Genomic DNA, 25,632 nt, shown 5'->3' on the forward strand with positions numbered 1-25,632 from the left:
CCGTCACCGTCGAAAGCTTTCGCGCAGTTCGCGCATCCGGAAGGCGCCCAGGATCTGCCCGGCCAGACCGTAGACAAGCGTTCCGGAGAGGATCAGTACCAGCAGCGCCAGCCAGCGCCAGCCGCCCATGCCGAAGAACGGCGTGAGCAGGACCGACAGGCCCCAAAGTGCGGCACCCATGATGGCCGAGGCCAGCAGGATCCGCCACAGCCGGGCGCGGAACCGGGCGTCGAACCGCGCGGCGTCGCCGAAACCCCGCGCGCCGCGCGTCAGTTGCCAGACCATCACCCAGGCCGCGAGCGTGGTCGCGATGGCGGCGGCGATCCAGCCGATGGCATAGGCCAATCCCACCGCGATCACGGCGTTGATCGCCATCGCCACAAGCGCATACTGGAACGGGCGGCGGGTGTCCTCGCGGGCGAAGAACAGCGGTTGCTGGATCTTCTGCAGGACAAAGGCCGGCAGACCCAGCCCGTAGATGGCCACGGCCAGCGCCGTGGCCGCGGTGTCGTCGGTGCCGAAGGCGCCACGCTCGAACAGGACCGAGACGAGCGGCAGCGGGATGACGACGAGCGCCACCGCGCAGGGCACGGTCAGCGCCAGCGCCACCTCGCCGGCGCGCGACAGTGCCAGCCGTGCGCCCGCGTCGTCCCCGGATTTCAGGCGGCGCGACAGATCGGGCAGAAGCACGATACCCACCGCGATGCCGACCACACCGAGCGGTAGCTGGTAAAGCCGGTCGGCGGCGTAAAGCCAGCTGACCGCGCCTTCGGTGTTGGAGGCGACGAGCTGTCCCACCAGCAGGTTGACCTGCACCACGCCCCCCGCGAGGGCCGCGGGGACCGCCACGCGCACCAGCCGTGCCATCGCTGGCGTCCAGCGCGGGCGGGTCGGGCGGATGCGCAGGCCCGCGCGGTCGGCGGCCGCCCAAACGAGCGCGAGCTGCGCCACCCCGGCCGCCGGGATCGTCCAGACCAGTGCGGCGGCCACGTCGCCGCCCAGCCACCAGGCCAGCGACATGGCGCTGACGAGCAGCACGTTGAGCAGCACCGGCGCGGCGGCGGCGGCGGCGAACCGGCCCGCGGCGTTAAGCACCCCGGAAAAGAGCGCCGCCAGCGAAATGAAGAGAACGTAGGGAAAGACGATGCGCCCGTACTCGACGGTCAGATCGAAGCGGGGATCGCCGTAAAACCCCTCGGCCGTGGCCCAGACCAGCGCGGGCATGAAGACCATCGCGAGCCCGGTCAGCGTCAGAAGCACCAGCGCCAGCCCCGACAGCGCCAGACGGGCGAACCCGATGGGATCGTCGTCTGCCTCCAGCCGCTTGGAGAACATCGGCACGAAGGCGGCGTTAAAGGCCCCTTCGGCGAAGAAGCGGCGGAACATGTTGGGCAGGCGGAACGCGGCGACGAAGGCGTCCATCAGAAGGCCGGGGCCGAGGAATCCGGCGATGAGCACGTCGCGCACGAAACCCAGAACGCGGCTCAGAAGTGTCCAGCCGCCAACGGTCAGGATCCCGGAAAGCAAGCGGACAGGTCTCATTCGGACAAGAACTCCAACAGGATGCGCTGCGAGCAGTAGCTGAAAGACCCTTCTTGGAAAAGGTCTGACGGTGCGGGCGCCGTTCCGTCGGCAAATGCCGGGCATTGAACCGCCGACCGGACGCGGCACGGTCGTCCTCTGGCCGAAAATATCTGGGGGGGCCGGGGGTAGAGCCCCCGCCCGGATCAGCTTGTCGCGCGCTCCACGCCCTTCTCGATCGCCTCGCGCAGCTTGCGCTCCAGCGCCTTCTGCTTGGACTGCGAATAGAATTTCAGCCCGAACATGTCCTTGACATAGAAGGTGTCGACCACCTGCTCGCCATAGGTCGCGATCACTGCCGAGTTGATATAGACATGCTGGCTGGCGAGGGTGCGCGTCAGGTCGTAAAGCAGGCCGGGCCGGTCGCGGGTGTCGACCTCGATGATCGTGTAGATCTCTGACCCGGTGTTGTCGAAGGTGATATGGGTGGGCACGCGGAAGGCGCGTTCGCGTTTCTTGACCTTGTCGCGCGACTTGATCGCCTCGGTCGCTTTCACCTCGCCCTTCAGCGTCTTGTTGATCATCTGGCTGAGACGCGGCAGGCGCGCGGCCTCGAACGGGCTGCCGTCGGCATCCTGGATCCAGAAGGCCGCCGTGGCGAAGCCGTCTTTCGTGGTGTAGGTCCGCGCGTCGACCACGTTGGCCCCCACCAGTGCCAGCGCGCCCGCAAGCCGCGAGAAGATGCCCGGATGATCGGCCAGCGCGAAACAGGCGCGCGTGGCGTCACGGTCCTCGTCGATGGCCAGATCAATGGCGATGTCGTCATCCTTCAGGTCGCGCAGCAGCCGGGCAAAAACCACATGCGCGGTCACGTGCAGACCCTGCCAATAGGGCGGGTAGTGCCGGGTCGTTTCGGCCTTGAGCGCCTTTTGATCCCAGTCCGACAGCGCCTCGCGCAGATTGCGCTTGGCGTCTGTGCCGCGCTGCTCGCGGTTGAGCGCCTCGAGCCCGCCTTCCATGGCGCGCCGGGTTTGCCGGTAAAGCGCGCGGATCAGCGAGGCTTTCCAGTTGTTCCACGTGGTCGGCCCCACGCCGCGGATGTCGCAGACGGTGAGCACGCAAAGCAGGTCGAGCCGCTCGCGCGTCTGCACCGCCTTGGCGAAGTCACGAACCGTGCGCGGATCGGCGATGTCGCGTTTCTGCGCCATGTCCGACATCAGCAGGTGATAGCGCACCAGCCATTCCACCGTGTCGCATTCGGCCTGCTTCAGGCCGAGGCGCGGGGCCACGACACGCGCGATCTGCGCCCCCAGAATCGAATGGTCCTCGTCGCGTCCCTTGCCGATGTCGTGCACCAGCAGCGCCACGTAAAGCACCCGGCGGTTCACGCCCTTGTCGAGGATTGACGAGGCCACCGGCAGATCCTCGGTCAATTCACGCCGCTCGATCTTCGAGAGCTGGCTGATGCACTGGATGATATGCTCGTCCACGGTGTAGCTGTGATACATGTTGAATTGCATCATCGCGCGGATCGGCTCGAATTCGGGGATGAAGGCCGACAGGACGCCCAGCTCGTTCATCCGCCGCAACGCGCGTTCAGGATTGCCGTGCTTGAGCAGCAGGTCGAGAAAGAGCTTGCGCGCGGCGGGCAGATTGCGGAACCGCTCGTCTATGAGGTTCAGGTTGGCGGTGACCAGCCGCATCGCGTCGGGATGGATCAGCAGCCCGGTGCGCAGACCTTCCTCGAAAAGCCGCAAAAGGTTGAGCGGATCGGACAGGAAGGCGGTGTCGTCCTCGATCGCCAACCGGCCATGCACCTCGACATAGCCCGGCTTGAGCTTGCGCTTGCGTCCGAACAGCCGTTGCAGCAGGGGCTCGGATTTCACGTGATCCGCTTCGAGCTTGGTCAGGAGGATCCGCGTGAGATCGCCGACGGCGGTGGCGTGGCGGAAATAGTCCTGCATGAAAACCTCGACGGCGCGCTGTCCGGAGCTGTCGGCATAGCCCATGCGCTCGGCCACCTCGACCTGCATGTCGAAGGTCAGCTGTTCCGTCGCCCGTCCGCTGGCCAAGTGCAGATGACAGCGCGTCGCCCAGAGAAAGGTCTCGGCCTTGGCGAAAGTGGCGAATTCCTCTTTCGTGAACAGCCCGCGTCCGACGAGTTCCTGCACGTCGTCCACATGGTAGACGTATTTGGCGATCCAGAAGAGCGATTGCAGGTCGCGCAGACCGCCTTTGCCTTCCTTGATGTTGGGTTCGACCACATAGCGTTCGCCGTACTTCTCGTGGCGGCCGTCGCGTTCTTCAAGCTTGGCCTCGACAAAGGCCTTTTCGGTACCGGTGAAAAGCTCCTTGCGCAGCTTGCTGTCGAGCTCTTCGGCCAAGGCCGCGTCGCCGAAGAGAAACCGTTTTTCCAGAAGCGCGGTGCGGATGGTGAAATCCTCTCCGGCCAGACGCAGGCAATCGCGGATCGTGCGGCTGGAATGCCCGACCTTCAGCTTGACGTCCCAAAGAACGTAAAGCGTGCTTTCGATCACGCTTTCGGCCCAGGCGGTCAGCTTGTACGGGGTGAGAAACAGCAGGTCGACATCCGAAAAAGGCGCCATTTCGCCCCGGCCGTAGCCGCCGACCGCCAGAACCGAAATCCGCTCGGACTCGGTTGGGTTGGGCCGCGGATGCAGGTAGCGGCACGCGAGATCCAGCGCCGTGATGACCACCTGATCGGTAAGCCAGGTATAGGCGCGGGTCGCCGGGCGGGCTTCGAACGGGCGTTCGCCAAGGCCCTGCGCGATGGCCGCGCGCCCGTCGCGCATCGCCTCGCTCAGGATCGCGACGACTGCCTTACGCAGCGCCATGGCTTCGCCACCGGCGGCGGTGTTCGCCGTCTCGACGGCCTGCGCGACGGCGGAGGCATCGAAAATGCGTTCTGCCGGGCAGATCAGGTTGTCCGGGAGAGGGGGGTGGTCTTTCATCGGATCCTTTGCACGGGACGGGCCGGCGATCAGAAGCCGGCGCCGCCGAAGCTTTGCGGGGCGGGCGAAAGCAGGACCACCTGCTTGTTGCGGATCGTGGCCACGGCAAGCCCACGCTCGGCCGTACCTTCGGCAGTGAGGCGGAAGATGCCGCCGACACCCTGGAACCCCGCGCTTTGCGTCAGCGCCGCGCGCGACAGCGGGTCGTTGCGCCGGGACGACGCCAGCGCGCCGATCGCGGCGATGCCGTCATAGGCCAGTCCGGCCAGCGCGTGGGGGCTGTTGCCGTTTGCGGCCTCGAAACGACTGCGGAACTGCGCGGCGCGGGCCGGATCGGGCAGCGCGAACCAGCCGCCCTGCACGCCCGGCAAATCAAGGGTTTGGGGCGGCGTATCCCAGCGGGCCAAACCGATATACTGCATCTGCTCAGGGGTGAGCCCCGCCTCGGGCAGCATCTGGCTGAAGAGCGGCAGCGCGCCCGCGGCATTCGCGGTCATGAAGATCGCGTTGGCGCCGTTGGTTTCCGCCGCGGTCTTGATCTGCGGGACGGCCGCGACGACGCCCTGTTGGGAAAACTCGTAGCCGACGCTGCCCGCGGCGGTGGCGCCGTTGGCGGCGATGGCGCTTTCGATGGCCTGCCGGCCCACCTGACCCGCGAGATTGTCGGAATAGACCGTTAGGATCCGGTCGCGGCCCTGGCCGACGGCGTAGCGTGTCAGACGGTCGGCGGTGTTTCGGAACGTCTGTCCCAGCACGAAAAGATTGCCGCCCGCGATGGTGGGATTGTTGGAAAAGGCGAGTACGTTGATGTTGCGCGGCGCCATGGCGACGGCCACGGCATTGGCGGATTCCGCGTGCAGCGGGCCGACGATGATCTTGGCGCCCTCGTTGGCGGCATTGAGCGCGGCCTGCTGGGCCTGCGCCGCGTTGCCGGCGGTGCCGTAGACCCGCAGGTCGATCCGCACTCCGCTGAGATCCGCCGCGGCAAGCCGGGCGGCGTTTTCCAGATCGCGCGCGAGTTTCTGTTCGTTCGGGCTTGCCGAGCCGTGCGGCACCAGAAGCGCCACCTGAAGCGGCTGTCCGGGGGTGACGCGCTGACCGGCGCCGCCGCCTGTACCGGCGGGCATTACGGTGTCGCAGGCGGCCAGGGCCACCACGGTGGCAAGCAGGGCAAGCGCCCGCAGCGGCTTGCGGAGGGCGGCAAAAACGGCAAACATCGTCAAGATCACTCCCTTTTCGGCGCGGCGCGGGACGGTCGCGCGCGTCAGGGCAATCATAAACGTCCAGAGAGGCGGGTCCAGAGATGATTCCTCAGAAGCGCGAACTTGCGCCGGGGCTGTACCTCGTGGCGACGCCCATCGGCACGGCGCGCGACATCACGCTGCGCGCGCTCGATCTTCTGGCTTCGGCCGATCTGCTTGCCGCCGAAGACACGCGCAGTCTGCGCCGGCTCATGGAGATCCACGGCGTGAGCCTCGAGGGGCGCGAACTGCTGGCCTATCACGACCATAACGGCGCGCGGGCGCGGCCGCGGATCCTGGCGGCGCTGGAGGCGGGAAAATCAGTGGTTTACGCCTCAGAAGCCGGCACGCCGATGGTGGCCGATCCCGGATACGACCTCGCGCGGGCGGTGGTCGAGGCGGGGTATCCGCTGATCTCGGCGCCCGGTCCGTCGGCGGTGATCACCGCGCTCACGCTTTCGGGGCTGCCCACCGACCGGTTCTTTTTCGCAGGTTTCCTGCCGGCGACCGCGGCCAAGCGGAAAACCGCGCTGCGCGAGATCGCCGGCGTGCCGGGCACGCTGGTGTTCTACGAATCGCCCAAGCGCGTGGCGGCGATGCTGGCGGACGCGGCGGAGGTGCTCGGCGGGGCGCGGCAGGCGGTGCTCTGCCGTGAGCTGACCAAAAAATTCGAGGAAGTCCTGCGCGCGCCCCTGTCGGAGCTCGCGGACCTGGCGGCGGCACGGTCCTTCAAGGGCGAGATCGTGGTGCTGGTCGACAGGGGAGATTCGGAAAATCTTAAGGAATTCGACTTAGACAGGGCGTTGCTGACGGCGCTAGAAAGCCATTCCGTCCGTGATGCAACGGATCTTGTGACCGGGGCGTCGGGGCTCAAACGACGGCAGGTCTACCAGCGGGCGCTCGCGCTTGCGAAGAGCGCTCCCTGAGCGATGGCCTTGCCGCGACAGGGGCGGCCCTGTCGAGACAAGGAGGATCGTCATGCTGGATTTAATCGACACTGGCGCAGTGGCCGAGCGGCGGCGTGAGCGTGGACAGCGTGCCTGTCTGAGCGGTGCGGCGGCGGAAAGATCGGTGATTGCGCATTACGCCCAGCACGGTGCCGGTCTGCGCGACCAACGCTGGCGGGGCGGGGGCGGTGAGATCGACCTTGTTCTCGACACTGGCGACGAAGTGGTCTTTTGCGAGGTGAAGCGCGGTGCCACCCACGCGGCGGCGGCGGAACGGCTGCGCCCCGCCCAGATTCGCAGGATCATTGCGGCGGCATCGGCCTACATGGACAGCCTGCCGGCAGGTCAGCTCAGCGCGGTGCGCTTCGACCTGGCCACCGTAGACGCCCGCGGGCATGTCGAGGTGCTGGAGGCGGCTTTCGGGCATTTCTGATTTGCGCTCGCCCCGGTCATGCCGCATGTAGAAGCGTGACGCAGCCCGCGGGGGAATTCGATGAAGATTGCTTTTCAGATGGACCCGATCGGGCCTATCGACATCAACGGCGACAGCACCTTTCGTCTGGCCGAAGAGGCGCAGGCGCGTGGACATACGCTATTTTATTACACGCCGGATCGCCTGGCCTACGATCAGGGGCGCATCACCGCGCGCGGCTGGCCTCTCGAGGTGCGGCGGGTCAAGGGCGACCATTACAGCCTCGGCGCCGAGACGACCGTCGATCTGGGAGAGTTCGACGTGGTCTGGCTCCGGCAGGATCCCCCCTTTGACATGTTCTACATCACCACCACGCACCTGCTGCAGCGGCTCAGCCCCGGCACGCTGGTGGTGAATGATCCGTTCTGGGTGCGCAATTACCCCGAAAAGCTGCTCATCCTCGATTTTCCGGAATTGATGCCGCCCACCGCCATCGCGCGCGACCTCGATACGATCAAGGCGTTCCGCGCCCGGCACGGCGACGTGATCCTCAAACCGCTCTACGGCAATGGAGGCGCGGGCGTTTTTCACCTGCCCGAGGATGACCGCAATCTCAGCAGCCTGCACGAGCTCTTCACCGGGTTCAGCCGCGAGCCGCTGATCGTGCAGAAATACCTGCCCGAGATCAAGGATGGCGACAAGCGGGTGATCCTTGTCGACGGAGAGCCCGTCGGCGCGATCAACCGCATGCCCGGCGCCGGCGAGGTGCGGTCCAACATGCATGTGGGGGGCAAGCCGGAGAAGGTGGCGCTGAGTGCGCGGGACCGCGAGATCTGCGCCAAGATCGGTCCGCTTTTGCGCGAGAAAGGTCAGATCTTCGTCGGCATCGACGTGATCGGGCAGTACCTGACCGAGATCAACGTGACCTCGCCCACCGGGATCCAGGAGCTGGAGCGGTTCGACGGCACAAATGCCGCTGGCCTGATCTGGGATGCAATCGAGACGCGCCGGGCATGAGCCTGATGCGGCCCATCCTCAACGCATATCTGCGGCTGACGGAAAAACCCTATCTGGCGCGGGTTGCCCGCCCCATCTCGTTACGTCAGTCGTTCGAGGCCAAGGCGCGGCTTTTCTTTCATCCCCCGCTCGGCACCCGATTCCGTCAGGGCGAGATCGCAGGCGTGCCGGTCACCTCGGTGCGCGCACCCTGGGTGGCCGAGGCTGACGGTCCGCTGATCCTTTACTTTCACGGCGGCGGCTATGTCTTCGGCTCGCCGCGCACGCACCGGGCGATGCTGGCCTGGCTGTCACGCGCCGCTCAAGCGCCCGCTTGCCTGCCAGATTACGCCAAGGCACCAGAACACGCCTTTCCGGCTGCCGTCGAGGATGCGCTGGCAATCTACCGGGCGGTGATGGACCGCCCCGGCGGGGTCGTTCTGGGCGGGGACAGCGCGGGCGGCGGTCTGGCGCTGGCACTTCTGGGCGAGATCTGCCGGTTGAATCTGCCGCGGCCTCTGGGATGCTTTGGCCTGTCGCCCCTCACCGATCTGGGACACGGCGGCGAAAGCCTGATGCGCAACGCGCAGGCCGAAGTCCTCCTGCCCGCCGCGCGGGCGGCGGAGCTTGCGGAGATGTATCTGCAGGGCGCAGATCCCGACGACCCGCGGGCCTCGCCCTTGCGCGCAGGTTTCGATGGCGCGGGCCCGGTCTGGTTGACCGCGGGGGATACCGAGATCCTGCTCGACGACACCCGTCGGATGACGTCGCATCTGCGCGATCAGGGCATCGAGGTGACCGAGGTCATAGAACGCGACCTGCCGCATGTCTGGCCGATCTTCCACAACACCCTGCCAGAGGCGCGCGAGACGCTGACGGCGATCGCGGCCTGGATCAGTTCTCTTTCGCCAGTGACAGACGATAGCTGACCGCCTCGGCGACATGCGGGCGGCGCAGATCCGTCGACCCGTCGAGATCGGCGATGGTCCGTGCCACCCGCAGGATACGGTGATACCCGCGCGCCGAAAGGCCGAAACGGTCCGCGACCCGCGCCAGAAGCTCGCGCCCCTCGGCATCGGGCGTCGCGATTTCTTCGAGCGTCTCGCCCTCGGCATCGGCGTTGAGACGCATGTCCGGCCGCTGCGTAAAGCGTTCCGCCTGCACCTCGCGCGCCGCCGCCACCCGTGCGGCAACCTCGGCCGAGCTGTCGCCCGAGGGCGGCAGGTCGAGATCGGTGAAGGCCACGGGTGGCACTTCGATGCGCAGATCGAAGCGGTCCATCAGCGGCCCCGAGATGCGGCCCATATACTCCTCACCGCAGTGGGGCACGCGCGCGCAGGCGCGGGCGGGATCAGGCAGGTAGCCGCATTTGCAGGGGTTCGCGGCGGCCACCAGCATGAAACGGCAGGGATATTTCACATGCGCATTGGCCCGCGCGACGACGACCTCACCGGTCTCGATGGGCTGGCGCAGAGTTTCGAGCACCGCGCGGGGATATTCGGGGAACTCGTCCATGAAGAGAACACCGTTATGGGCAAGGCTGATCTCGCCCGGGCCAGCCCGCCGGCCCCCGCCGACGATGGCGGCCATGGAGGCGGTGTGATGCGGCTCGCGGAAGGGCCGCGTGCGGTTGATGCCGCCCTCGTCCAGAAGTCCCGCGAGGGAATGGATCATCGAGGTCTCCAGCGCCTCGGGGGCGGTGAGGGGCGGCAGGATGCCGGGCAGGCGCGCGGCGAGCATGGATTTGCCCGAGCCCGGCGTGCCCACCATCATCAGGTGATGCCGCCCCGCGGCGGCGATTTCCAGTGCGCGCTTGGCGCGTTCCTGTCCCTTCACATCGCGCAGGCAACGGCCTGGACTGTCCGACAGAACCTCGCCGGGTTCCGCCGGCGGCAGAGGCGACTGCCCGGTATAGTGTCGCACCACATCGGCGAGTGTAGTGGCGCCTATCACCTGCGTCGCCCCGACCCAGGCGGCCTCGGCGCCTGAGCCCTTGGGGCAAAGCAGCGTGCGCTCGGCGCGCGCGGCGGCCATGGCGGCGGGCAGTGCGCCGATTACCGGGATCAGCGTGCCGTCGAGGGACAGCTCGCCGAGGCTGCAGGTGCCTTCCACGGCGTCGCGCGGAATGATGTCGAGGGCGGCCAGCAGGGCCAGTGCGATCGGCAGGTCGAAATGGCTGCCCACCTTGGGCAGGTCGGCGGGCGACAGGTTGATCGTGATGCGCTTCGAAGGCAGTGCGATGGCCATGGAACTGAGCGCGGTGCGGACCCGGTCGCGCGCCTCCGAGACGGCCTTGTCCGGCAGGCCCACGAGGGAAAAGGCGGGCAGGCCGGGGGTGACGGCGCATTGCACCTCCACGCTGCGCGCCTCGACCCCTTCGAAGGCAACGGTATAGGCGCGCGCGACCATGGTTTCGTTCCTCACGTTAAGCTCGGTTAACCAGTATCGCGCGCGAGGTTAGGAAATGGTTAACCGGCCCGGGCGGGTTCGGCGGGGTCACATGAGTGTTCTGGGCAGGAAGAAGACGGGGCGCGGGTGGTTTCAGGCCGCTGTGCGCAGGGCGGTGAAGGCGGGCCAGGCATCCGGATCGGCCATGGTCTTGTCCCGGCAGAACGCGTTGCAAAAGCCGAAGACGCGCCCGTCGGTTTCAAGATAATGCGTGACCGGCTCGCCCGAGTAGGGACAGGCCGCGTTCTCTGCCGGGCCGTGATCCACCGCGCGGGCCGGGCGCGGCGCAGGGCCGGGCCAGGCAACCGTGGCGTAATCCCGGGCGTAACGTGCGAGCGTGGCGCCGCGGGCGAGGCCCATGGCGCGAAACCGGCGGAAGGCGGGATCGGCCAGATGCGCCGCCACATAGGCCGCCGCGCTGTCGGCAACCGCGAGGTCATAGCCCGCGATACGGGCCGCGACGGGGGCGAAGAACGCGTCAGCCACCGAGTAGTGCCCGCAAAGCCAGGGCGTGTCGCTGCCCGTGACGGCGCGCGCGTGATCCCAGATCGTCTCGAGCCGCCGCAGGTCGGCGATCACGGGCTCGGGCACCGGCACGTCGCGATAGGCCGTGCGCAGGTTCATCGGGCAATGGTCGCGCAGCGGCCCGAAGCCCGCGTGCATTTCCGAGGCGAGGCTGCGCGCGGTGGCGCGGGCCGCGGGATTGGCGGGCCAGAGGCCGGCCTCGGGATGGCGGCTGGCCAGTTCTTCGGCGATGGCGAGGCTTTCGGAAACGATCGCGCCCTCTGGCGTCACCAGCGTGGGAACGGTGCGCGCCGGGACGAGAGACGCCAGTTGCTGCGCCACCGGCACGGGATCGTCGAAATCCAGCAGATGCAGCCGGCGGGGCAGGCCGGCGCGTTCGAAAAGCATCCAGGCCCGCAGGGACCAGGAAGAATAGCTGTAATCGCCGAGATAGAGATCGTAGGTCATGGCCGCAGCATAGAGCCGTGCCGGCGCGCCGCGAAATTCTGTTTTGGCGGCAGGATCATCACGGGCGGTGATTGATCGCTGCCGCCCGCCACACGTCGCCATGCCGGTGCAGTTCCGTCACCGAGAGGTTGTCGATGCGATGGGCGAAAGTGTCATAGGCCGAAAGCCCGAGCGCCTTTTGCACCTGTGTCAGGATCACGCCCATATGCGCCACGACGACAAGGTCGCGCCGGGGATGCGCCGCGACCAGGCGGGCCACGGCACGGTCAACGCGGGTCGATACCTCGTGCCAGCTTTCGCCGCCCGGCGGGCGGATATCGCCGGGATCTTCCCAGAAGGCGCGCAGATGCTCCTGATCCTCGATCGTGTCGAAGCCCTGCAGCTCCCATTTGCCGAAATGGATCTCGCGCAGGTCAGGGTCATGCGGCAGGCGCGGGCGCGCGCCGGCGATGGCATCGGCAGTGGCCGCCGCACGGCTGAGGTCGGAGGAGACGACCGCCGCCGTGTCGGGCAGGTGCGCATGTAGCCGCGTGAGCGCGGCGGTATCGGACAGATCGGCGGGCAGGTCCGACCAGCCGACCATGGATTTCGCGTGGGTCGGTCCGTGACGCACCCAGAAGAGGCGGCTCATGCCGGCAACTCTCCCTTGAGCGCCTGCGGCAGACCGGCGACGACATTGACGACGAGGCCCGCCTTGGCCGCGAGTTTCTGGTTGAGCGTGCCCTGCGCGTCGCGAAACCGACGGGCAAGCGCGTTCTCTGGCACTACCGACAAACCCACCTCGTTGGTCACAAGGACGACCGGCGCGGCGCAGAGCGCGAGCCCGGCCATCAGTTCGGCCTGTGCCTCTTCGGGATCGGTTTCGGCCAGAAGGTGATTGCTGAGCCACATGGTGATGCAATCCACCAGCACCGCCGTGTCGCCGCCGATGGCAGCCAGCGTGCGCCCCAGATCGAGCGGCTCCTCGATGGTGCGCCAGTCCGGGCCGCGCCGCGCGCGGTGCCGATCCAGCTTCTGGCGCATTTCCTCGTCAAAGGCCTGAGCGGTGGCCAGATACACGAGCGGCCGTCCCATCCGGCGGACAAGGTCCTCTGCGTAAAGCGATTTTCCGGAAGCAGCGCCGCCGATCACGAGGGTCATTGCGGGCAACATTATTTCACGTGTGCATTTTTTTTGGATCCAAACTTAGGCATCGCGCGTATCTCCCACATAATTACCTCGCAAAGAGCATATAACACGTTGGCCAGGGGGATAACGTATGGCACTGGACGGAAGTTACAACACGGATATGTCGCGTGCCGCCATGCAGGCGGAACTCTTGGATGCGGAGACCGAGCGGACGCTCGCCTACGCATGGCGCGACCAGAGGTGCGAGCAGTCCCTGCACCGCCTGATCACCGCATATATGCGTCTCGCGATATCGATGGCGGCCAAGTACCGCCGCTATGGCGCGCCGATGAACGACCTCATCCAAGAGGCCGGTCTTGGGTTGATGAAAGCCGCCGACAAGTTCGATCCCGACCGGGGCGTGCGTTTTTCCACCTACGCGGTCTGGTGGATCAAGGCGAGCATTCAGGATTACGTGATGCGCAACTGGTCGATGGTGCGCACAGGCTCCACCAGCAGTCAGAAGTCCCTCTTTTTCAACATGCGCCGTGTGCAGGCCAGGCTGGAGCGCGAGGCGATGTCGCGCGGCGAAGAGCTTGACCGTCACCAGCTGCGCGAGATGATCGCCATCGAGGTCGGCGTGCCGTTGCGCGACGTTGAGATGATGGAAGGCCGGCTGTCTGGCACGGACTTTTCGCTCAATGCCACGCAGGCCGCGGACGAGGACGGGCGCGAGTGGATCGACACGATCGAGGACGAGGGCAAGCGCGGCGACGAGCTTGTCGAGGATGACCGTGATCGCACCACGCTGCGCAACTGGCTGGCCGGCGCTATGTCGAACCTCAACGAACGCGAACGCTTTATCGTCGCCGAGCGCAAGCTGCGGGATGAGGCGCGCACCCTGGAAAGCCTCGGCGAAGAGCTGAGCCTGTCCAAGGAGCGGGTCCGGCAGATCGAAGCGGCGGCATTCCAGAAGATGCGGAAGTTTCTCGAAAAGCAGGGCGGCGAGGTGCAAAGCCTCTTGGCATGATGCGCCTGCTGTCGTTGTGTCTGGCCATTCTGGCCTGTGGCCGCGCCCTTGCCGGGGACGCGGCCAATACTTTTGAGGCCGACGATCTGGCGCGCCTCGACGCGGCGCAGGTTGTCATCGTGGGCGAGGTGCATGACAACCCGGCCCATCATCAGGTTCAGGCGGAACTTGCGCAGCGGCTGTCGCCGGCGGCGATCGTCTTTGAGATGTTGAGCGAGAAGCAGGTGACGGCGATCACGCCCGAAATCCGTACGGACGAAGCGCGCTTGCGTGCCGCGTTGGACTGGGAAGATTCCGGCTGGCCGGATTTCGCGATGTACTATCCGATCCTCGCGGCGGCTCCGGACGCAAAAATCTATCCGGGCCTGATGGATCGGGCACAGGCGCGTGCCGCGATGGAAGACGGGCTTGCCGCTGCGTTCGGGTCAGAGGCGGGTGCCTATGGTCTCGACACCGCGCTTGCGGCGACTGAACAAAATGCGCGCGAGAGGCTGCAGGCCGATGCCCATTGCGGCGCCCTGCCAGAGGAGATGTTGCCGACGATGGTGGCCATACAACGACTCCGCGACGCGGTTTTGGCCCGCGCGACGCTACAGGCGCTCGAAGAAACCGGAGGGCCGGTTCTTGTGATCACCGGAAACGGTCATGCGCGGGCGGATTGGGGCATGCCGGTCTTCCTGGACAAGCAGCGCCCGGATCTGCGGGTCGTCGTCGTGGGGCAGGGCGAAGACGGGCGCGCGCCGGATGGCGGGTTCGACATCGTGCTGGACGCCCCCGCGCCAGAGCGGGGCGACCCGTGCGAGGCGTTCCGATAGGCGCATCACGCGGCCTTGTCTCTGTGCGACGGGACGCCTAGGCTCGCCGCGGTCAAGAAAGAGACGGATATGCTGGCATCGACGCGGATATTGCTGATCATCGGCGGCGGGATCGCGGCCTACAAGGCGCTCGACCTGATCCGTCGTTTGCGCGAACGGGGTGCTGCGGTGACACCAGTGCTCACGCGGGCGGGCGCAGAGTTCGTGACGCCGCTGTCGGTGTCGGCGCTGGCGGGGCAGAAGGTCTATGGTGATCTCTTCGATCTGACCGATGAGGCCGAGATGGGCCATATCGAGCTGAGTCGCAGTGCCGATCTGATCGTCGTGGCACCGGCCACCGCCGATCTGATGGCCAAGATGGCGACGGGTCAGGCCGATGATCTTGCCTCTACCCTCCTTCTGGCCACCGACACAGACGTGCTGCTCGCACCGGCGATGAACGTGCGCATGTGGGAGCATCCCGCGACCCAGCGCAATATCGCGGTCCTGCGCGCCGACGGGATCGGCATGGTCGGGCCCAATTCGGGCGACATGGCCTGCGGCGAGTACGGCCCGGGCCGCATGGCCGAACCGCTGGAAATCGTCGCGGCGGTCGAGGACAAGCTGGCGGCGGGGCCACTGGCGGGCAAGCGGATCGTCGTCACGTCCGGTCCCACGCACGAACCGATCGACCCGGTGCGATACATCGCCAACCGATCTTCGGGCGCGCAGGGGACGGCGATTGCCCGGGCACTGGCCGCGCTGGGGGCCGAGGTGGTGTTCGTCAGCGGCCCGGCGGACACGCCGCCGCCCGGCGGGGTCGAGGTGGTTCGGGTGCAAAGCGCGCGCGACATGTTGGCCGCGGTCGAGGGCGCTCTGCCCGTCGATGCAGCGGTCTTTGCGGCCGCCGTGGCGGACTGGCGCGTGAAATCCGCCTCCGACCGCAAGCTGAAAAAGACGCAAGGCGCCTTGCCGGTTCTGGAATTCGAGGAAAATCCCGACATCCTTGCCACCGTGGCGCAAAGAGAGACGCACCGGCCCCGGCTTGTCGTGGGCTTCGCAGCCGAGACCGATGATGTGATTGACAACGCCACCGCCAAGCGCGCGCGAAAGGGCTGCGACTGGATCGTGGCCAATGACGTGCGTCCCGAGACCGGGATTATGGGCGGCACGGACAACGCAGTGACGCTGATCACGGCCGATGGCGCCGAGGCATGGCCGCGCATGACCAAGGTCGAAGTGGCGGCCCGCCTCGCGCAGCGCGTGGCCGAGGCGCTGGCCTGAGGCGTTGCATGGTGGGAAGGTCCGGAACGGGGAAAGAGCGCGGCGCATGGTGACCATCAGCCTGACCTGGGATGAGGGCGCGGATCGCGATCTTGGCCTGCCCGCCTATGAAAGCGCGGGCGCGGCGGGGGCGGATCTGCGGGCGAATTTCCCGGATCGCGCGGCGGTGACGGTCGCGCCGGGTGACCGAGTGCTGGTGCCGACCGGCCTTCGCATGGCGGTGCCGGAGGGCTACGAGGTGCAGTTGCGGCCCCGTTCCGGCCTCGCGCTCAAACATGGGATCACCTTGCCGAACAGTCCCGGCACGATTGACTCGGATTACCGCGGACCGGTCGGCGTGATCGTGATGAACGCCGGATCCGAGCCTTTCGTGATCGACCATGGCGCGCGCATCGCGCAGATGGTGGTTGCGCCGGTCTTGCAGGCGCGGTTCGACGTGGTCGACACCCTGGACACGACGGCGCGCGGCGCGGGCGGCTTCGGCTCCACGGGGGTGTCCTGATGCTGCTGGTTCTGGTCCTTGCCGCCGCTCTCTGGGGGCTTGGTGCGCTGATGGGCACGCCGCGCCGGATGCGCTGGACCATGATCGGTGTGCTGTGGCTGGGTGTCGTGCTTTTGCACCTGATCCTGCCGGTGGGCCATCCGCTGCGCCTCGCCACCGGCGAGGCGGCGGCGCCCTGGCTTTTGCTGGGCGGGTTCGCGGCCCTTTTCATGGGGTATCGCGCGGTGCTGCGGCGGGTCAGGCACCGGATCGATGCGAAACGCGACGTGCCCGAGACCGGCGGCGGCCCCTTCCGCCCGGCCGAGCTTGAGCGGTACGCCCGGCATATCGTGCTGCGCGAGATCGGCGGGCCGGGGCAAAAGCGGTTGAAGGACGCGGGCGTGCTGGTGATCGGCGCGGGCGGGCTTGGCTCTCCGGCGATCCTGTACCTCGCGGCGGCGGGTGTGGGTCGGATCGGCATCGTGGACGATGACGTGGTCGACAATTCCAATCTGCAGCGCCAGGTGATTCATACCGATGCGCGGATCGGTATGCCCAAGGTCTTTTCCGCCAAGGACGCGGTCACCGCGCAGAACCCTTATGCCGAGGTGCTGCCCTACAAGCGGCGCCTTGATGAAGAAACCGCCGAGGGGCTCTTCCCGGATTATGACGTGATCCTCGACGGCACCGACAATTTCGAAACGCGATATCTGGCCAACCGCGTGGCGGCCCGCCTGGGCAAGCCGCTGATCTCGGGCGCCCTGTCGCAATGGGAAGGGCAGCTGAGCGTCTTTGATCCCGCGCGCGGCACGCCCTGCTATCAATGCGTCTTCCCCGAAGCGCCGGCCGACGGCCTTGCGCCCAGCTGTGCCGAGGCGGGCGTACTGGGGCCGCTGCCGGGTGTGGTCGGCGCCATGATGGCGGTCGAGACGATCAAGGTTATCACCGGTGCCGGCGCGGTTCTGCGTGGCGAAATGCTGATCTACGACGCGCTTTACGGCGAAAGCCGCAAGATCGCGCTGACACGGCGCGCCGAGTGCCCGGTCTGCGGCGACGCCATTGCCGGGAGCCGAACCGACGCTTAGGTAAGGGTCAAAGGAAAGTTGCCCCCATGACGAACCCGCTTCTGACCGATTGGTCCACGCCTTTCGACATCGCCCCCTTCGACCAGATCACCGACGCCCATTTCGAGCCCGCGCTGGAAGAGGCGCTGACCGAGGCCCGGGCCGAGATCGCCGCCATCGGCGCCAACGACGCCCCGCCCAGTTTCGGCAACACCATCGAAGCGCTGGAGGCGGCGGGCAAGACGCTGGACCGGGTGCTGTCGGTTTTCTTCACCGTGGCGGGCGCGGACAGCAACCCCAAGCGACAGGAACTGCAGCGGGCCTTTTCCCCCAGGCTCGCGGCCTATTCCTCGGAAATCTACGGCAACAAGGCGCTGTTTGCGCGCATCGAGTCGCTCTGGCAGAACCGCGAGGCGCTGGACCTCACACCGGAACAGGACCGGCTCTTGCTGCTCACGCGGCGGTCCTTCGTGCGGGCGGGGGCCGCGCTGGAAGGCGAGGCGGATACGCGCATGCGCGAGATCCGCTCGCGGCTGGCCGAACTTGGCACGGCCTTCACGCAGAACCTGCTGGCCGACGAATCCGACTGGTTCATGGAGCTGTCCGAGGAGGATTTGACCGGTCTGCCTGATTTCCTGATCCGCTCGGCTCGCGCGGCGGGCGAAGAGAAAGGCGCGGACGGTCCTGTGATCACGCTGTCGCGCTCGCTCATCGTGCCGTTCCTGCAATTCTCGCCCCGCCGGGATCTGCGCGAAATAGCGTTCCGCGCCTGGACCTCGCGCGGGGCCAATGGCGGCAAGACAGACAATCGCGAGATCGCCGCCGAGATCCTGGCCCTGCGCGAAGAGCGCGCGAAACTGCTGGGCTACGAGAATTTCGCGGCCTTCAAGCTGGAAACCGAGATGGCCAAGACGCCCGAGGCGGTGCGCAAACTGCTGTATGACGTGTGGACCCCGGCCAAGGCGCAGGCCGAGGCGGATGCCGCCAAGATGACCGAGATGATGCAGGCCGATGGCGTCAACGGCCCGCTCGAGGCGTGGGATTGGCGCTATTACGCGGAAAAGCGGCGCAAGGCCGAGCATGATCTGGATGAGGCGGGCTTGAAGCCATACTTGCAGCTTGAGCGCATGATCGAGGCGGCTTTTGCTTGCGCCAATCGTCTCTTCGGGCTCGAATTCACGCCCATCGACGTATCGCTTTACCACGCGGACTGCCGCGCCTGGGAGGTCACCCGTAACGGACAGCACGTCGCGGTTTTCATCGGCGACTATTTCGCGCGCGGTTCCAAGCGTTCGGGGGCGTGGTGCAGCGCGATGCGCCAGCAGGCCAGGTTCCCCAAGGTCCAGGGGCCGATCGTTATCAATGTCTGCAACTTCGCCAAGGGTGATCCGGCCCTTTTGAGCTATGACGATGCGCGCACCCTGTTCCACGAATTTGGCCATGCCCTGCATCAGATGCTGTCCGACGTGACATATGAATCCATGTCCGGCACCAGCGTGGCGCGCGATTTCGTGGAACTGCCCAGCCAGCTTTACGAGCATTGGCTGGAAGTGCCAGAAGTCCTGGCCGAATTCGCCACCCATGCCGAGACCGGCGAGGCGATGCCCAAGGACATGCTGGACAAGGTGCTGGGGGCCGCGAATTTCGACATGGGCTTCCAGACGGTGGAATACGTCGCCTCGGCGCTTGTCGATCTGGAATTCCACGACGGCGCGCCTCCCGCCGACCCGATGGCGAAACAGGCCGAGGTACTGGACAGTCTGGGCATGCCCCGCGCCATCGTGATGCGCCACGCCACGCCGCATTTCGCGCATGTGTTTTCCGGCGACGGATATTCCTCGGGCTATTACAGCTACATGTGGTCGGAAGTGATGGATGCGGATGCCTTCGCCTCGTTCGAGGAAGCCGGCGGTGCATTTGACGCGGAGCGCGCGAAGGCGCTGGAGGAGAATATTCTCTCCACCGGCGGCAGCCGCGAGGCGCAGGATCTCTATCTCGCGTTCCGGGGCAAGATGCCCGGCGTCGAGGCGTTGCTGAAGGGCCGGGGGCTGGCGGCGTGACACCCGAAGAGATCGCAAAGCTGCCCTATCGGCCCTGCGTCGGCGTGATGCTCGCCAACGAGGCGGGTCACGTCTTTGTCGGGCAACGCATCGATACCGACGCGCCCGCCTGGCAAATGCCGCAAGGGGGCGTGGACGAGGGCGAAGACGCCAGAACCGCCGCTTTACGCGAGCTTTGGGAGGAAACAAGCGTCCCCGCCGATCTGGTCACGGTCGAGGCCGAGACCGAGGGGTGGGTGACCTACGACCTGCCGCACGATCTTGTGCCGAAGGTCTGGAAGGGCCGGTTTCGCGGGCAAAAGCAGAAATGGTTCCTGCTGCGGTTTCACGGCACCGATGACCAGGTGAACATCCAGACCGACCAACCGGAGTTTTCCGAATGGCGCTGGTTGCCGCCGGCGGACCTGCCCGCGGCCATCGTGCCTTTCAAGCGCGCGGTCTACGAGGCCGTGCTGGACGAGTTGGGAGAGCGGATATGAAGGCGCTTTTCGCCGCCGCGCTTGTTCTCTGCGCCGGCCCGGCGCTGGCGCTCTCGTGCATGCGCCCGACCGTGGCCGGCAGCTTTGTCCGTGCGGACGCAGCCGAGCAGATCTATGTGGTCGTGCACGGCCGGCTGCAATTCGACGAGGCTCTGATCCCGGAGCCCGACTTTTCCCGGCAGGACCCGCCCGACACGCTGATCCCGGCGCGCCTGACCGGCACCGTTTTGTCGCGGGCCGGCTTTGAGACGGCGTTCGACCGTGACGTCACGCTAAAGCTGCAGTGCTTCGGCCCGTGGTGCGGCGGCGCGTCCGCGGGCACGGACTATCTTGTTTTCGTGGAAAAGACCGGCACGGAGTATGTCGTGCCCGCCGATCCCTGCGGCAGCATGATTTTTGCCGATCCGACGCCGGCGCAGCTGGATCAGGCTCTGGCCTGTCTGCGGGGCGAGGCGTGCGAGCCTGCGTTCTGATCTTTCGACTCGAAATAGAACAAAACGTGAATATAATGATGACTCGCCATGTTTGCCGAGTTGTCCATCACCTCCAACTTCACTTTCCTCACCGGGGCGTCCCACCCCGAGGAGTATGCCGAGCGTGCCGCGTGGCTTGGCCTGGGCGCTTTCGCCATCGCCGATGACAACACCGTGGCGGGCATCGTGCGGGCGCATACCCGGGTGCGCGAGATCGCCCGCCAGGTCAAAGAGCGGCAGGACTGGGAGGCCGCGCATGGCCCCGTGGGCCCGCCCGCGCCGGACCCGCAGCCGCCCGCCTGGGCGCATGTGCCGAAATTCCTGCCCGCCGCGCGTCTTGTTTTGACCGAGGGCGTGCGGCTGACCGCGCTGCCGCGCAGCCGCACGGGCTGGGGGCGGCTGTGCCGGTTGCTCAGCACCGGGCGGCTGCGTGCCGAGAAAGGCGACTGCCAGCTGGGCGTTGCGGACATGCTGACCGGCGCCAGTGAGATCACGCTCTTGCTGCATCCGCCCGCTCGGGTGACGCGCGCCTGGCGCGATCAGGCCGCGCGCCTCGTGGACAGGCTGGGCCGCGACATGCATCTGCTCATGGCGCCACGCTATGACGGGCGCGATGCGCCGCGGTTCGACCGGCTGGCGGGGTTGGCGGACGATCTCGGCCTGCCTACCGTCGCCTCGGCCTGCCCGATGATGCACCATGCGCGCCGCCGCCGCCTGGCCGATGTTCTGAGTGCCATCCGCCTTGGGTGCCGGGTCGAGGAGCTGGGCCGCGCCGCGTTGGCCAATGGCGAATGCCGCCTGCGCGCCGAGGTCGAAATGCGCCGGCTCTTTCAGGGCCACGAGGCCGCGGTCGACCGGGCCGCTGCGCTGGCCGCGGATCTCGACTTTTCGCTCGACGCGCTGCGGTATGAATACCCGTCCGAGGTGGCGGAGGGTGAAAGCCCCACCGACCGGCTGCGACGACTGGCGCAGGAGGGGCTCAAATGGCGCTACCCGGGCGGCGCCAGCGACCGGGTGCAGAAGATGATGGCGCATGAGCTCGACCTTATCGCCCGGCTGAACTACGAACCCTACTTCCTGACCGTGCGGGACGTTGTGCATTTCGCGCGCTCGCGCGGTATCCTCTGCCAGGGGCGCGGCTCGGCCGCCAACTCGGTCGTGTGCTATTGTCTGGGCGTCACCAGCGTCAGCCCCGAGATGGGCACCATGGTCTTTGAACGTTTCGTCAGCGAGGCCCGCGACGAGCCGCCCGATATCGATGTGGATTTCGAACACGAACGCCGCGAGGAGGTGATCCAGCATATCTACGAGCGTTACGGGCGGCATCGCGCGGGCCTCTGCGCGACGGTGATCCATTATCGCGGCAAGCGGGCCATCCGCGAAGTGGGCGCGGCGATGGGCCTGAGCCAGGACACGATCGGCGCGCTCAGCTCTCAACTTTGGGGGTTTTTCTCGTCCGGGCAGGTGGTGCGCAAGCGCCTGCGCGAGATCGGGCTCGACCCGGATGACCGGCGGCTGCAGCAGGTGCTGGATTTGGTGGCCGAGATCGAGGGCTTTCCGAGACACCTGTCGCAGCATGTGGGCGGGTTCGTCATCACCGAGGGGCGGCTTGACGAGCTGGTGCCGATCGAGAACGCCACGATGGAAGGGCGTACGGTCATCTGCTGGGACAAGGACGATATCGACAGTCTTGGTATTCTCAAGGTCGACGTGCTGGCGCTGGGCATGCTGAGCTGCCTGCGCAAGGGGTTCGACCTTCTGGCGCAGCACCACGGTATTCGTCATACGCTGGCCAGCCTGCCGCCCGAGGATCCGAAGGTTTACGACATGCTCTGCCGCGCCGACAGCGTGGGCGTTTTCCAGGTGGAAAGCCGGGCCCAGATGAACTTCCTGCCGCGGATGCGCCCGCGCACCTTCTACGACCTGGTGATCGAGGTGGCGATCATCCGGCCCGGGCCCATTCAGGGCGACATGGTGCACCCCTATATCCGGCGGCGCAACGGCGAGGAACCGGTAGAGTTTCCGTCGGACGAGCTGGGCCGGGTTCTGGGCAAGACGCTGGGCGTGCCGCTGTTTCAGGAACAGGCGATGCAGATCGCCATCATTGGGGCGGGCTTCACCCCCGAGGAGGCCGACCGCCTGCGTCGGGCGCTGGCCACATTCAAGAAGCTCGGGCATGTGGGCGAATTCCGCACGCGCTTCCTGCGCGGCATGGCCAGGAACGGCTATGATGCGGCGTTCGCCGAGCGGTGCTTTTCCCAGATCGAGGGCTTCGGCAGCTACGGCTTTCCGGAAAGCCACGCGGCGTCCTTCGCGCTCTTGGTCTATGCAAGTGCATGGATCAAGTGCCATCACCCCGGCATCTTCGCCTGCGCGCTGCTGAATTCGCAACCGATGGGCTTTTACGCGCCGGCCCAGATCGTGCGCGACGCGCGCGAGCACGGGGTCGAGGTGCGGCTCGTCTGCATCAACGCCAGCTTCTGGGACAACGTGATGGAACCCGACGAGCAGGGCGGTCTGGCGCTACGGCTGGGCTTTCGGCAGGTCAAGGGCATGAGCGAGGAAGACGCCAGCTGGATCGCGGCGGCGCGCGGCAACGGCTATCGGGCGGTGCGCGACGTCTGGCGGCGCGCCGGCCTGTCGCCCCCGGCGGTGGCGTGCCTGGCCGAGGCGGACGCGTTTGCCGGGCTGGGTCTCACGCGCCGCGCGGCGCTGTGGGAGGCGCGCGCGCTGGAGGGCGACACGCCGTTGCCGCTCTTCTCCGGCGACATGGAGGGCGAGGGGGTCGCAGAGCCCGCCGTGCATCTGCCCGAGATGACGCTGGGCGAGGAGGTGGTGGAGGATTACGTCGCCACCCGCCTCTCGCTCAAGGCGCATCCGCTGGCGCTCTTGCGCGATGTGCTGACGCCGCCCCCGGCGCGGTGAGGGCCGCACACACCGCGGATGTCAGATGCCTCCGGTGGAAGTATTTTCGCCAAGAAGAAGCTGGGCGCGCCTTCAGATCTTTTGGTCGTATTCCCCCACCGACGGCTCGGTCCGGATGACCGCGTCCAGTTCGGCGAAGATCGTCCGCATCTCGTCCTCGGAGGTCGCACTTTCGCAGACCACCACAAGGTTCGGCGTATTCGACGACGCCCGCACCAGACCCCAGGAGCCGTTTTCGAGAATGACGCGCGCACCGTTCACGGTGACCACCTCCTTAATGGGCTGCCCCGCAAAGTTCTCGCCCGCGTCATGCTTGGCCACCAGCTTGTCCACCAACCGGGCCAGCACGTCGTATTTCTCTTCATCCGCGCAATGGGGCGACATGGTGGGGGTCGACCACGTGGTGGGCAGGGCGCGGCGCAGGTCAGACATCGACTGATCCGGGTTGCGGTCCATCAGCTTGCAGATCTCGACCGCCACGCGCATGCCGCAGTCATAGCCTCGGCCCACCGGTTCGGCGAGAAAGTAGTGCCCCGACTTCTCGAACCCGGCCAGTGCGCCGATTTCCTTGACCCGGCGCTTCATGTGGGAATGCCCGGTTTTCCAGTAATCCGCCGTGACGCCGTTCTTCTGCAATTCGGGGTCGGCCGCGAAAAGCCCGGTCGATTTCACGTCGGCCACAAAGGTGGAGTTCGGGTAAAGCTTGGACAGATCGCGCGCCATGATGACGCCCACCTTGTCGGCGAAAATCTCCTCGCCCTCGTCATCCACCACGCCGCAGCGGTCGCCGTCGCCGTCGAACCCAAGCGCAAGATCCGCGCCGCTCGCTTTGACGCTGGCGGCCATGTCATGCAGCATTTCCATGGCTTCGGGGTTCGGGTTGTAATTGGGAAAGGTATAGTCGAGCGCATTATGGGACGGCACGATCTCGACGCCGATCCGCTTGAAAAGCTCGGGCGCAAAGGCCGAGGCAGTGCCGTTGCCGGTGGCGCAGACGACCTTGAGTGGGCGGGTCATTTTGAAATCGCCCACGAGGTCGTCGAGATAGGCCTCCTTGACCCCGTCGACGAACTCATACGAGCCGCCATCGCGGGTCTCGCCTTCGCCGTTCAGCACGATATCCTTCAGCTCGCCCATTTCGTCGGGGCCGTGGGTGAGCGGGCGCTCGAACCCCATCTTGACGCCGGTCCACCCATTGGGATTGTGCGACGCGGTCACCATCGCCACCGCCGGCGCATCCAAGTGGAACTGCGCGAAATAGGCCATGGGCGAGAGGGCGGGGCCGATATCCTTGACCTGGATGCCCGCCTGCATCAGCCCGAGAATGAGCGCGTTCTTGATCGCAAGCGAATAGTCGCGGTAATCGTTGCCGACCGCGATCACCGGCGCAATGCCCCGGCGATGCATCTGCGTGCCCAGGCCCAGACCGAGCGCCGTCATGCCCGGCAGGTTGATCTCTTCGGGATATTTCCAGCGCGCGTCGTATTCGCGAAAGCCCGTGGGCTTGATCATCGGGTCTCGCAGAAAGGACCAGGTGTTAGGCGTCACGTCGGCGGCGGGTTTCGTCACGAATAAGTCCTCTTGTTCACGTCAAAGTCTGATCGGATCGGTCTTGGCCAGTCTATCAAAGGCCATCAGCGTGTCGATCAGGGCTGGCATATCGGTCAAGGCAATCATATTGGGCCCGTCCGAGGGCGCGGTGTCGGGCGCCTCGTGGGTTTCAATGAAAACGGCCGCGATGCCAAGGCTGACGGCGGCGCGGGCCATGACGGGGGCGAATTCGCGCTGTCCGCCGCTGCTGCCGCCCTGTCCGCCGGGCTGCTGCACCGAATGGGTGGCGTCCATCACCACCGGATATCCCGTGGCCGCCATCTGCGGCAGGCTGCGCATATCGGCGACAAGCGTGTTGTAGCCAAAGGACGTACCGCGCTCGGTCAGAAGCAGGCGCGTGTTGCCGGTGCTTTCCAGCTTGGCCACCACGTTCGGCATATCCCACGGCGCCAGGAACTGGCCCTTTTTGACATTGATCGCGGCGCCGGTCGCACCGGCGGCCAGCAACAGGTCGGTTTGCCGACACAGGAAGGCGGGGATCTGCAGCACGTCCACCACCTCGGCCACCGGGGCGCATTGCTCGGGCAGATGCACGTCCGTCAACACCGGAAGGCCAAGCGTGTCCTTGACCGATTGCATGACCTTGAGACCCTCGTCGATGCCCAGCCCACGCTTGCCCGACAGCGAGGTGCGGTTTGCCTTGTCGAAGGATCCCTTGAAGACAAGCTGCGCGCCCGCGCCGGCGCAGATTTCCTGCAGGCGGCCGGCGATCATCTGCGCGTGATCCGCGCTTTCAAGCTGGCACGGACCGGCAATCAGCGTGAGGGGCTGATCGTTGCCGACCTGCAGACCGGAGATGTTGACGGTTTTCATCT

Annotated in this window: 22 protein-coding genes; 13 read left to right on the plus strand and 9 right to left on the minus strand. The window is 66.5% G+C overall.

Features of this window, described 5'->3' with window-relative positions:
• Positions 1-3: 3 nt before the first annotated feature.
• The 3 genes from murJ to EZV60_RS07745 all read right to left on the minus strand — a co-directional run bounded on the left by murJ (position 4) and on the right by EZV60_RS07745 (position 5,710).
• Positions 4-1,542, minus strand: coding sequence for a murein biosynthesis integral membrane protein MurJ (gene murJ / locus EZV60_RS07735; RefSeq protein WP_135504011.1), 1,539 nt, complete (start codon positions 1,540-1,542; stop codon positions 4-6).
• A gap of 185 nt (positions 1,543-1,727) precedes the next feature.
• Positions 1,728-4,493 carry a [protein-PII] uridylyltransferase gene (locus tag EZV60_RS07740; RefSeq protein ID WP_135504013.1) on the minus strand — a complete coding sequence of 922 codons (2,766 nt, stop codon included), beginning with the start codon at positions 4,491-4,493 and terminating at the stop codon, positions 1,728-1,730.
• 29 nt (positions 4,494-4,522) lie between these two features.
• A complete protein-coding gene (locus tag EZV60_RS07745) occupies positions 4,523-5,710 on the minus strand; it encodes a penicillin-binding protein activator (protein WP_135504682.1) in 1,188 nt (395 codons plus the stop codon).
• Positions 5,711-5,796: 86 nt separating this feature from the next.
• On the opposite strand from EZV60_RS07745, the gene rsmI reads away from it, so the two are divergent.
• Genes rsmI through EZV60_RS07765 form a run of 4 tightly spaced genes read left to right on the plus strand, consistent with a single transcriptional unit; the run spans position 5,797 to position 9,018 of the window.
• On the plus strand, positions 5,797-6,660 hold the full coding sequence (gene rsmI, locus EZV60_RS07750; protein WP_135504015.1) for a 16S rRNA (cytidine(1402)-2'-O)-methyltransferase: 864 nt from the start codon (positions 5,797-5,799) through the stop codon (positions 6,658-6,660).
• A gap of 52 nt (positions 6,661-6,712) precedes the next feature.
• Positions 6,713-7,114, plus strand: a complete 402-nt coding sequence (locus EZV60_RS07755; protein ID WP_135504017.1) for a YraN family protein — start codon at positions 6,713-6,715, stop codon at positions 7,112-7,114.
• Between the two features lie 60 nt (positions 7,115-7,174).
• Entirely contained in the window at positions 7,175-8,110 is a 936-nt protein-coding gene (gene gshB / locus EZV60_RS07760) for a glutathione synthase (RefSeq protein WP_135504019.1), read from the plus strand.
• Positions 8,107-9,018, plus strand: coding sequence for an alpha/beta hydrolase fold domain-containing protein (locus EZV60_RS07765; RefSeq protein WP_135504021.1), 912 nt, complete (start codon positions 8,107-8,109; stop codon positions 9,016-9,018). The genes gshB and EZV60_RS07765 overlap by 4 nt, the downstream gene beginning before the upstream one ends.
• On the opposite strand, the gene EZV60_RS07770 is transcribed toward EZV60_RS07765, so the two are convergent.
• The 4 genes from EZV60_RS07770 to cobU form a co-directional block, all read right to left on the minus strand.
• Complete coding sequence (locus EZV60_RS07770; RefSeq protein ID WP_135504684.1) at positions 8,984-10,498, minus strand: YifB family Mg chelatase-like AAA ATPase; 1,515 nt, start codon at positions 10,496-10,498, stop codon at positions 8,984-8,986. The genes EZV60_RS07765 and EZV60_RS07770 overlap by 35 nt on opposite strands.
• A 132-nt stretch (positions 10,499-10,630) precedes the next feature.
• Positions 10,631-11,509: a glutathione S-transferase N-terminal domain-containing protein gene (locus tag EZV60_RS07775; RefSeq protein WP_135504023.1), complete on the minus strand. Its 879-nt coding sequence runs from the start codon at positions 11,507-11,509 to the stop codon at positions 10,631-10,633.
• A gap of 58 nt (positions 11,510-11,567) precedes the next feature.
• On the minus strand, positions 11,568-12,140 hold the full coding sequence (locus tag EZV60_RS07780) for a histidine phosphatase family protein (RefSeq protein WP_135504025.1): 573 nt from the start codon (positions 12,138-12,140) through the stop codon (positions 11,568-11,570).
• Positions 12,137-12,649: a bifunctional adenosylcobinamide kinase/adenosylcobinamide-phosphate guanylyltransferase gene (gene cobU, locus EZV60_RS07785; RefSeq protein WP_245306249.1), complete on the minus strand. Its 513-nt coding sequence runs from the start codon at positions 12,647-12,649 to the stop codon at positions 12,137-12,139. Before cobU ends, EZV60_RS07780 begins: the two co-directional genes overlap by 4 nt.
• 118 nt (positions 12,650-12,767) lie before the next feature.
• Between cobU and EZV60_RS07790 the strand changes: the two genes are divergently transcribed.
• The 9 genes from EZV60_RS07790 to EZV60_RS07830 all read left to right on the plus strand — a co-directional run bounded on the left by EZV60_RS07790 (position 12,768) and on the right by EZV60_RS07830 (position 23,206).
• Positions 12,768-13,646, plus strand: a complete 879-nt coding sequence (locus EZV60_RS07790) for an RNA polymerase factor sigma-32 (RefSeq protein WP_135504030.1) — start codon at positions 12,768-12,770, stop codon at positions 13,644-13,646.
• The gene (locus EZV60_RS07795; protein ID WP_135504032.1) at positions 13,643-14,461 is read left to right on the plus strand and encodes a ChaN family lipoprotein; all 819 of its coding nucleotides are present in this window, start codon (positions 13,643-13,645) and stop codon (positions 14,459-14,461) included. The genes EZV60_RS07790 and EZV60_RS07795 overlap by 4 nt, the downstream gene beginning before the upstream one ends.
• Before the next feature lie 69 nt (positions 14,462-14,530).
• Complete coding sequence (gene coaBC, locus EZV60_RS07800) at positions 14,531-15,724, plus strand: bifunctional phosphopantothenoylcysteine decarboxylase/phosphopantothenate--cysteine ligase CoaBC (RefSeq protein WP_135504034.1); 1,194 nt, start codon at positions 14,531-14,533, stop codon at positions 15,722-15,724.
• A gap of 46 nt (positions 15,725-15,770) precedes the next feature.
• A complete protein-coding gene (dut, locus tag EZV60_RS07805; RefSeq protein ID WP_135504036.1) occupies positions 15,771-16,226 on the plus strand; it encodes a dUTP diphosphatase in 456 nt (151 codons plus the stop codon).
• On the plus strand, positions 16,226-17,290 hold the full coding sequence (locus tag EZV60_RS07810) for a HesA/MoeB/ThiF family protein (RefSeq protein ID WP_135504038.1): 1,065 nt from the start codon (positions 16,226-16,228) through the stop codon (positions 17,288-17,290). Before dut ends, EZV60_RS07810 begins: the two co-directional genes overlap by 1 nt.
• Positions 17,291-17,316: 26 nt before the next feature.
• Positions 17,317-19,329: a M3 family metallopeptidase gene (locus EZV60_RS07815; RefSeq protein ID WP_135504040.1), complete on the plus strand. Its 2,013-nt coding sequence runs from the start codon at positions 17,317-17,319 to the stop codon at positions 19,327-19,329.
• Positions 19,326-19,808 (plus strand): RNA pyrophosphohydrolase, encoded by a 483-nt coding sequence (locus tag EZV60_RS07820; RefSeq protein ID WP_135504042.1) that lies wholly within the window; start codon positions 19,326-19,328, stop codon positions 19,806-19,808. The genes EZV60_RS07815 and EZV60_RS07820 overlap by 4 nt, the downstream gene beginning before the upstream one ends.
• On the plus strand, positions 19,805-20,281 hold the full coding sequence (locus EZV60_RS07825; RefSeq protein WP_135504044.1) for a hypothetical protein: 477 nt from the start codon (positions 19,805-19,807) through the stop codon (positions 20,279-20,281). The genes EZV60_RS07820 and EZV60_RS07825 overlap by 4 nt, the downstream gene beginning before the upstream one ends.
• A gap of 48 nt (positions 20,282-20,329) precedes the next feature.
• Complete coding sequence (locus tag EZV60_RS07830) at positions 20,330-23,206, plus strand: error-prone DNA polymerase (RefSeq protein WP_135504046.1); 2,877 nt, start codon at positions 20,330-20,332, stop codon at positions 23,204-23,206.
• A gap of 72 nt (positions 23,207-23,278) precedes the next feature.
• Here the strand turns inward: EZV60_RS07830 and EZV60_RS07835 are convergent, their stop codons facing one another.
• Positions 23,279-24,775: a phosphomannomutase/phosphoglucomutase gene (locus tag EZV60_RS07835; RefSeq protein ID WP_135504048.1), complete on the minus strand. Its 1,497-nt coding sequence runs from the start codon at positions 24,773-24,775 to the stop codon at positions 23,279-23,281.
• A gap of 21 nt (positions 24,776-24,796) precedes the next feature.
• A complete protein-coding gene (gene kdsA / locus EZV60_RS07840; RefSeq protein WP_135504050.1) occupies positions 24,797-25,630 on the minus strand; it encodes a 3-deoxy-8-phosphooctulonate synthase in 834 nt (277 codons plus the stop codon).
• Between the last annotated feature and the right edge of the window lie 2 nt (positions 25,631-25,632).

The organism is Roseovarius aestuariivivens (assembly GCF_004761875.1).
GTDB lineage: Bacteria > Pseudomonadota > Alphaproteobacteria > Rhodobacterales > Rhodobacteraceae > Roseovarius > Roseovarius aestuariivivens.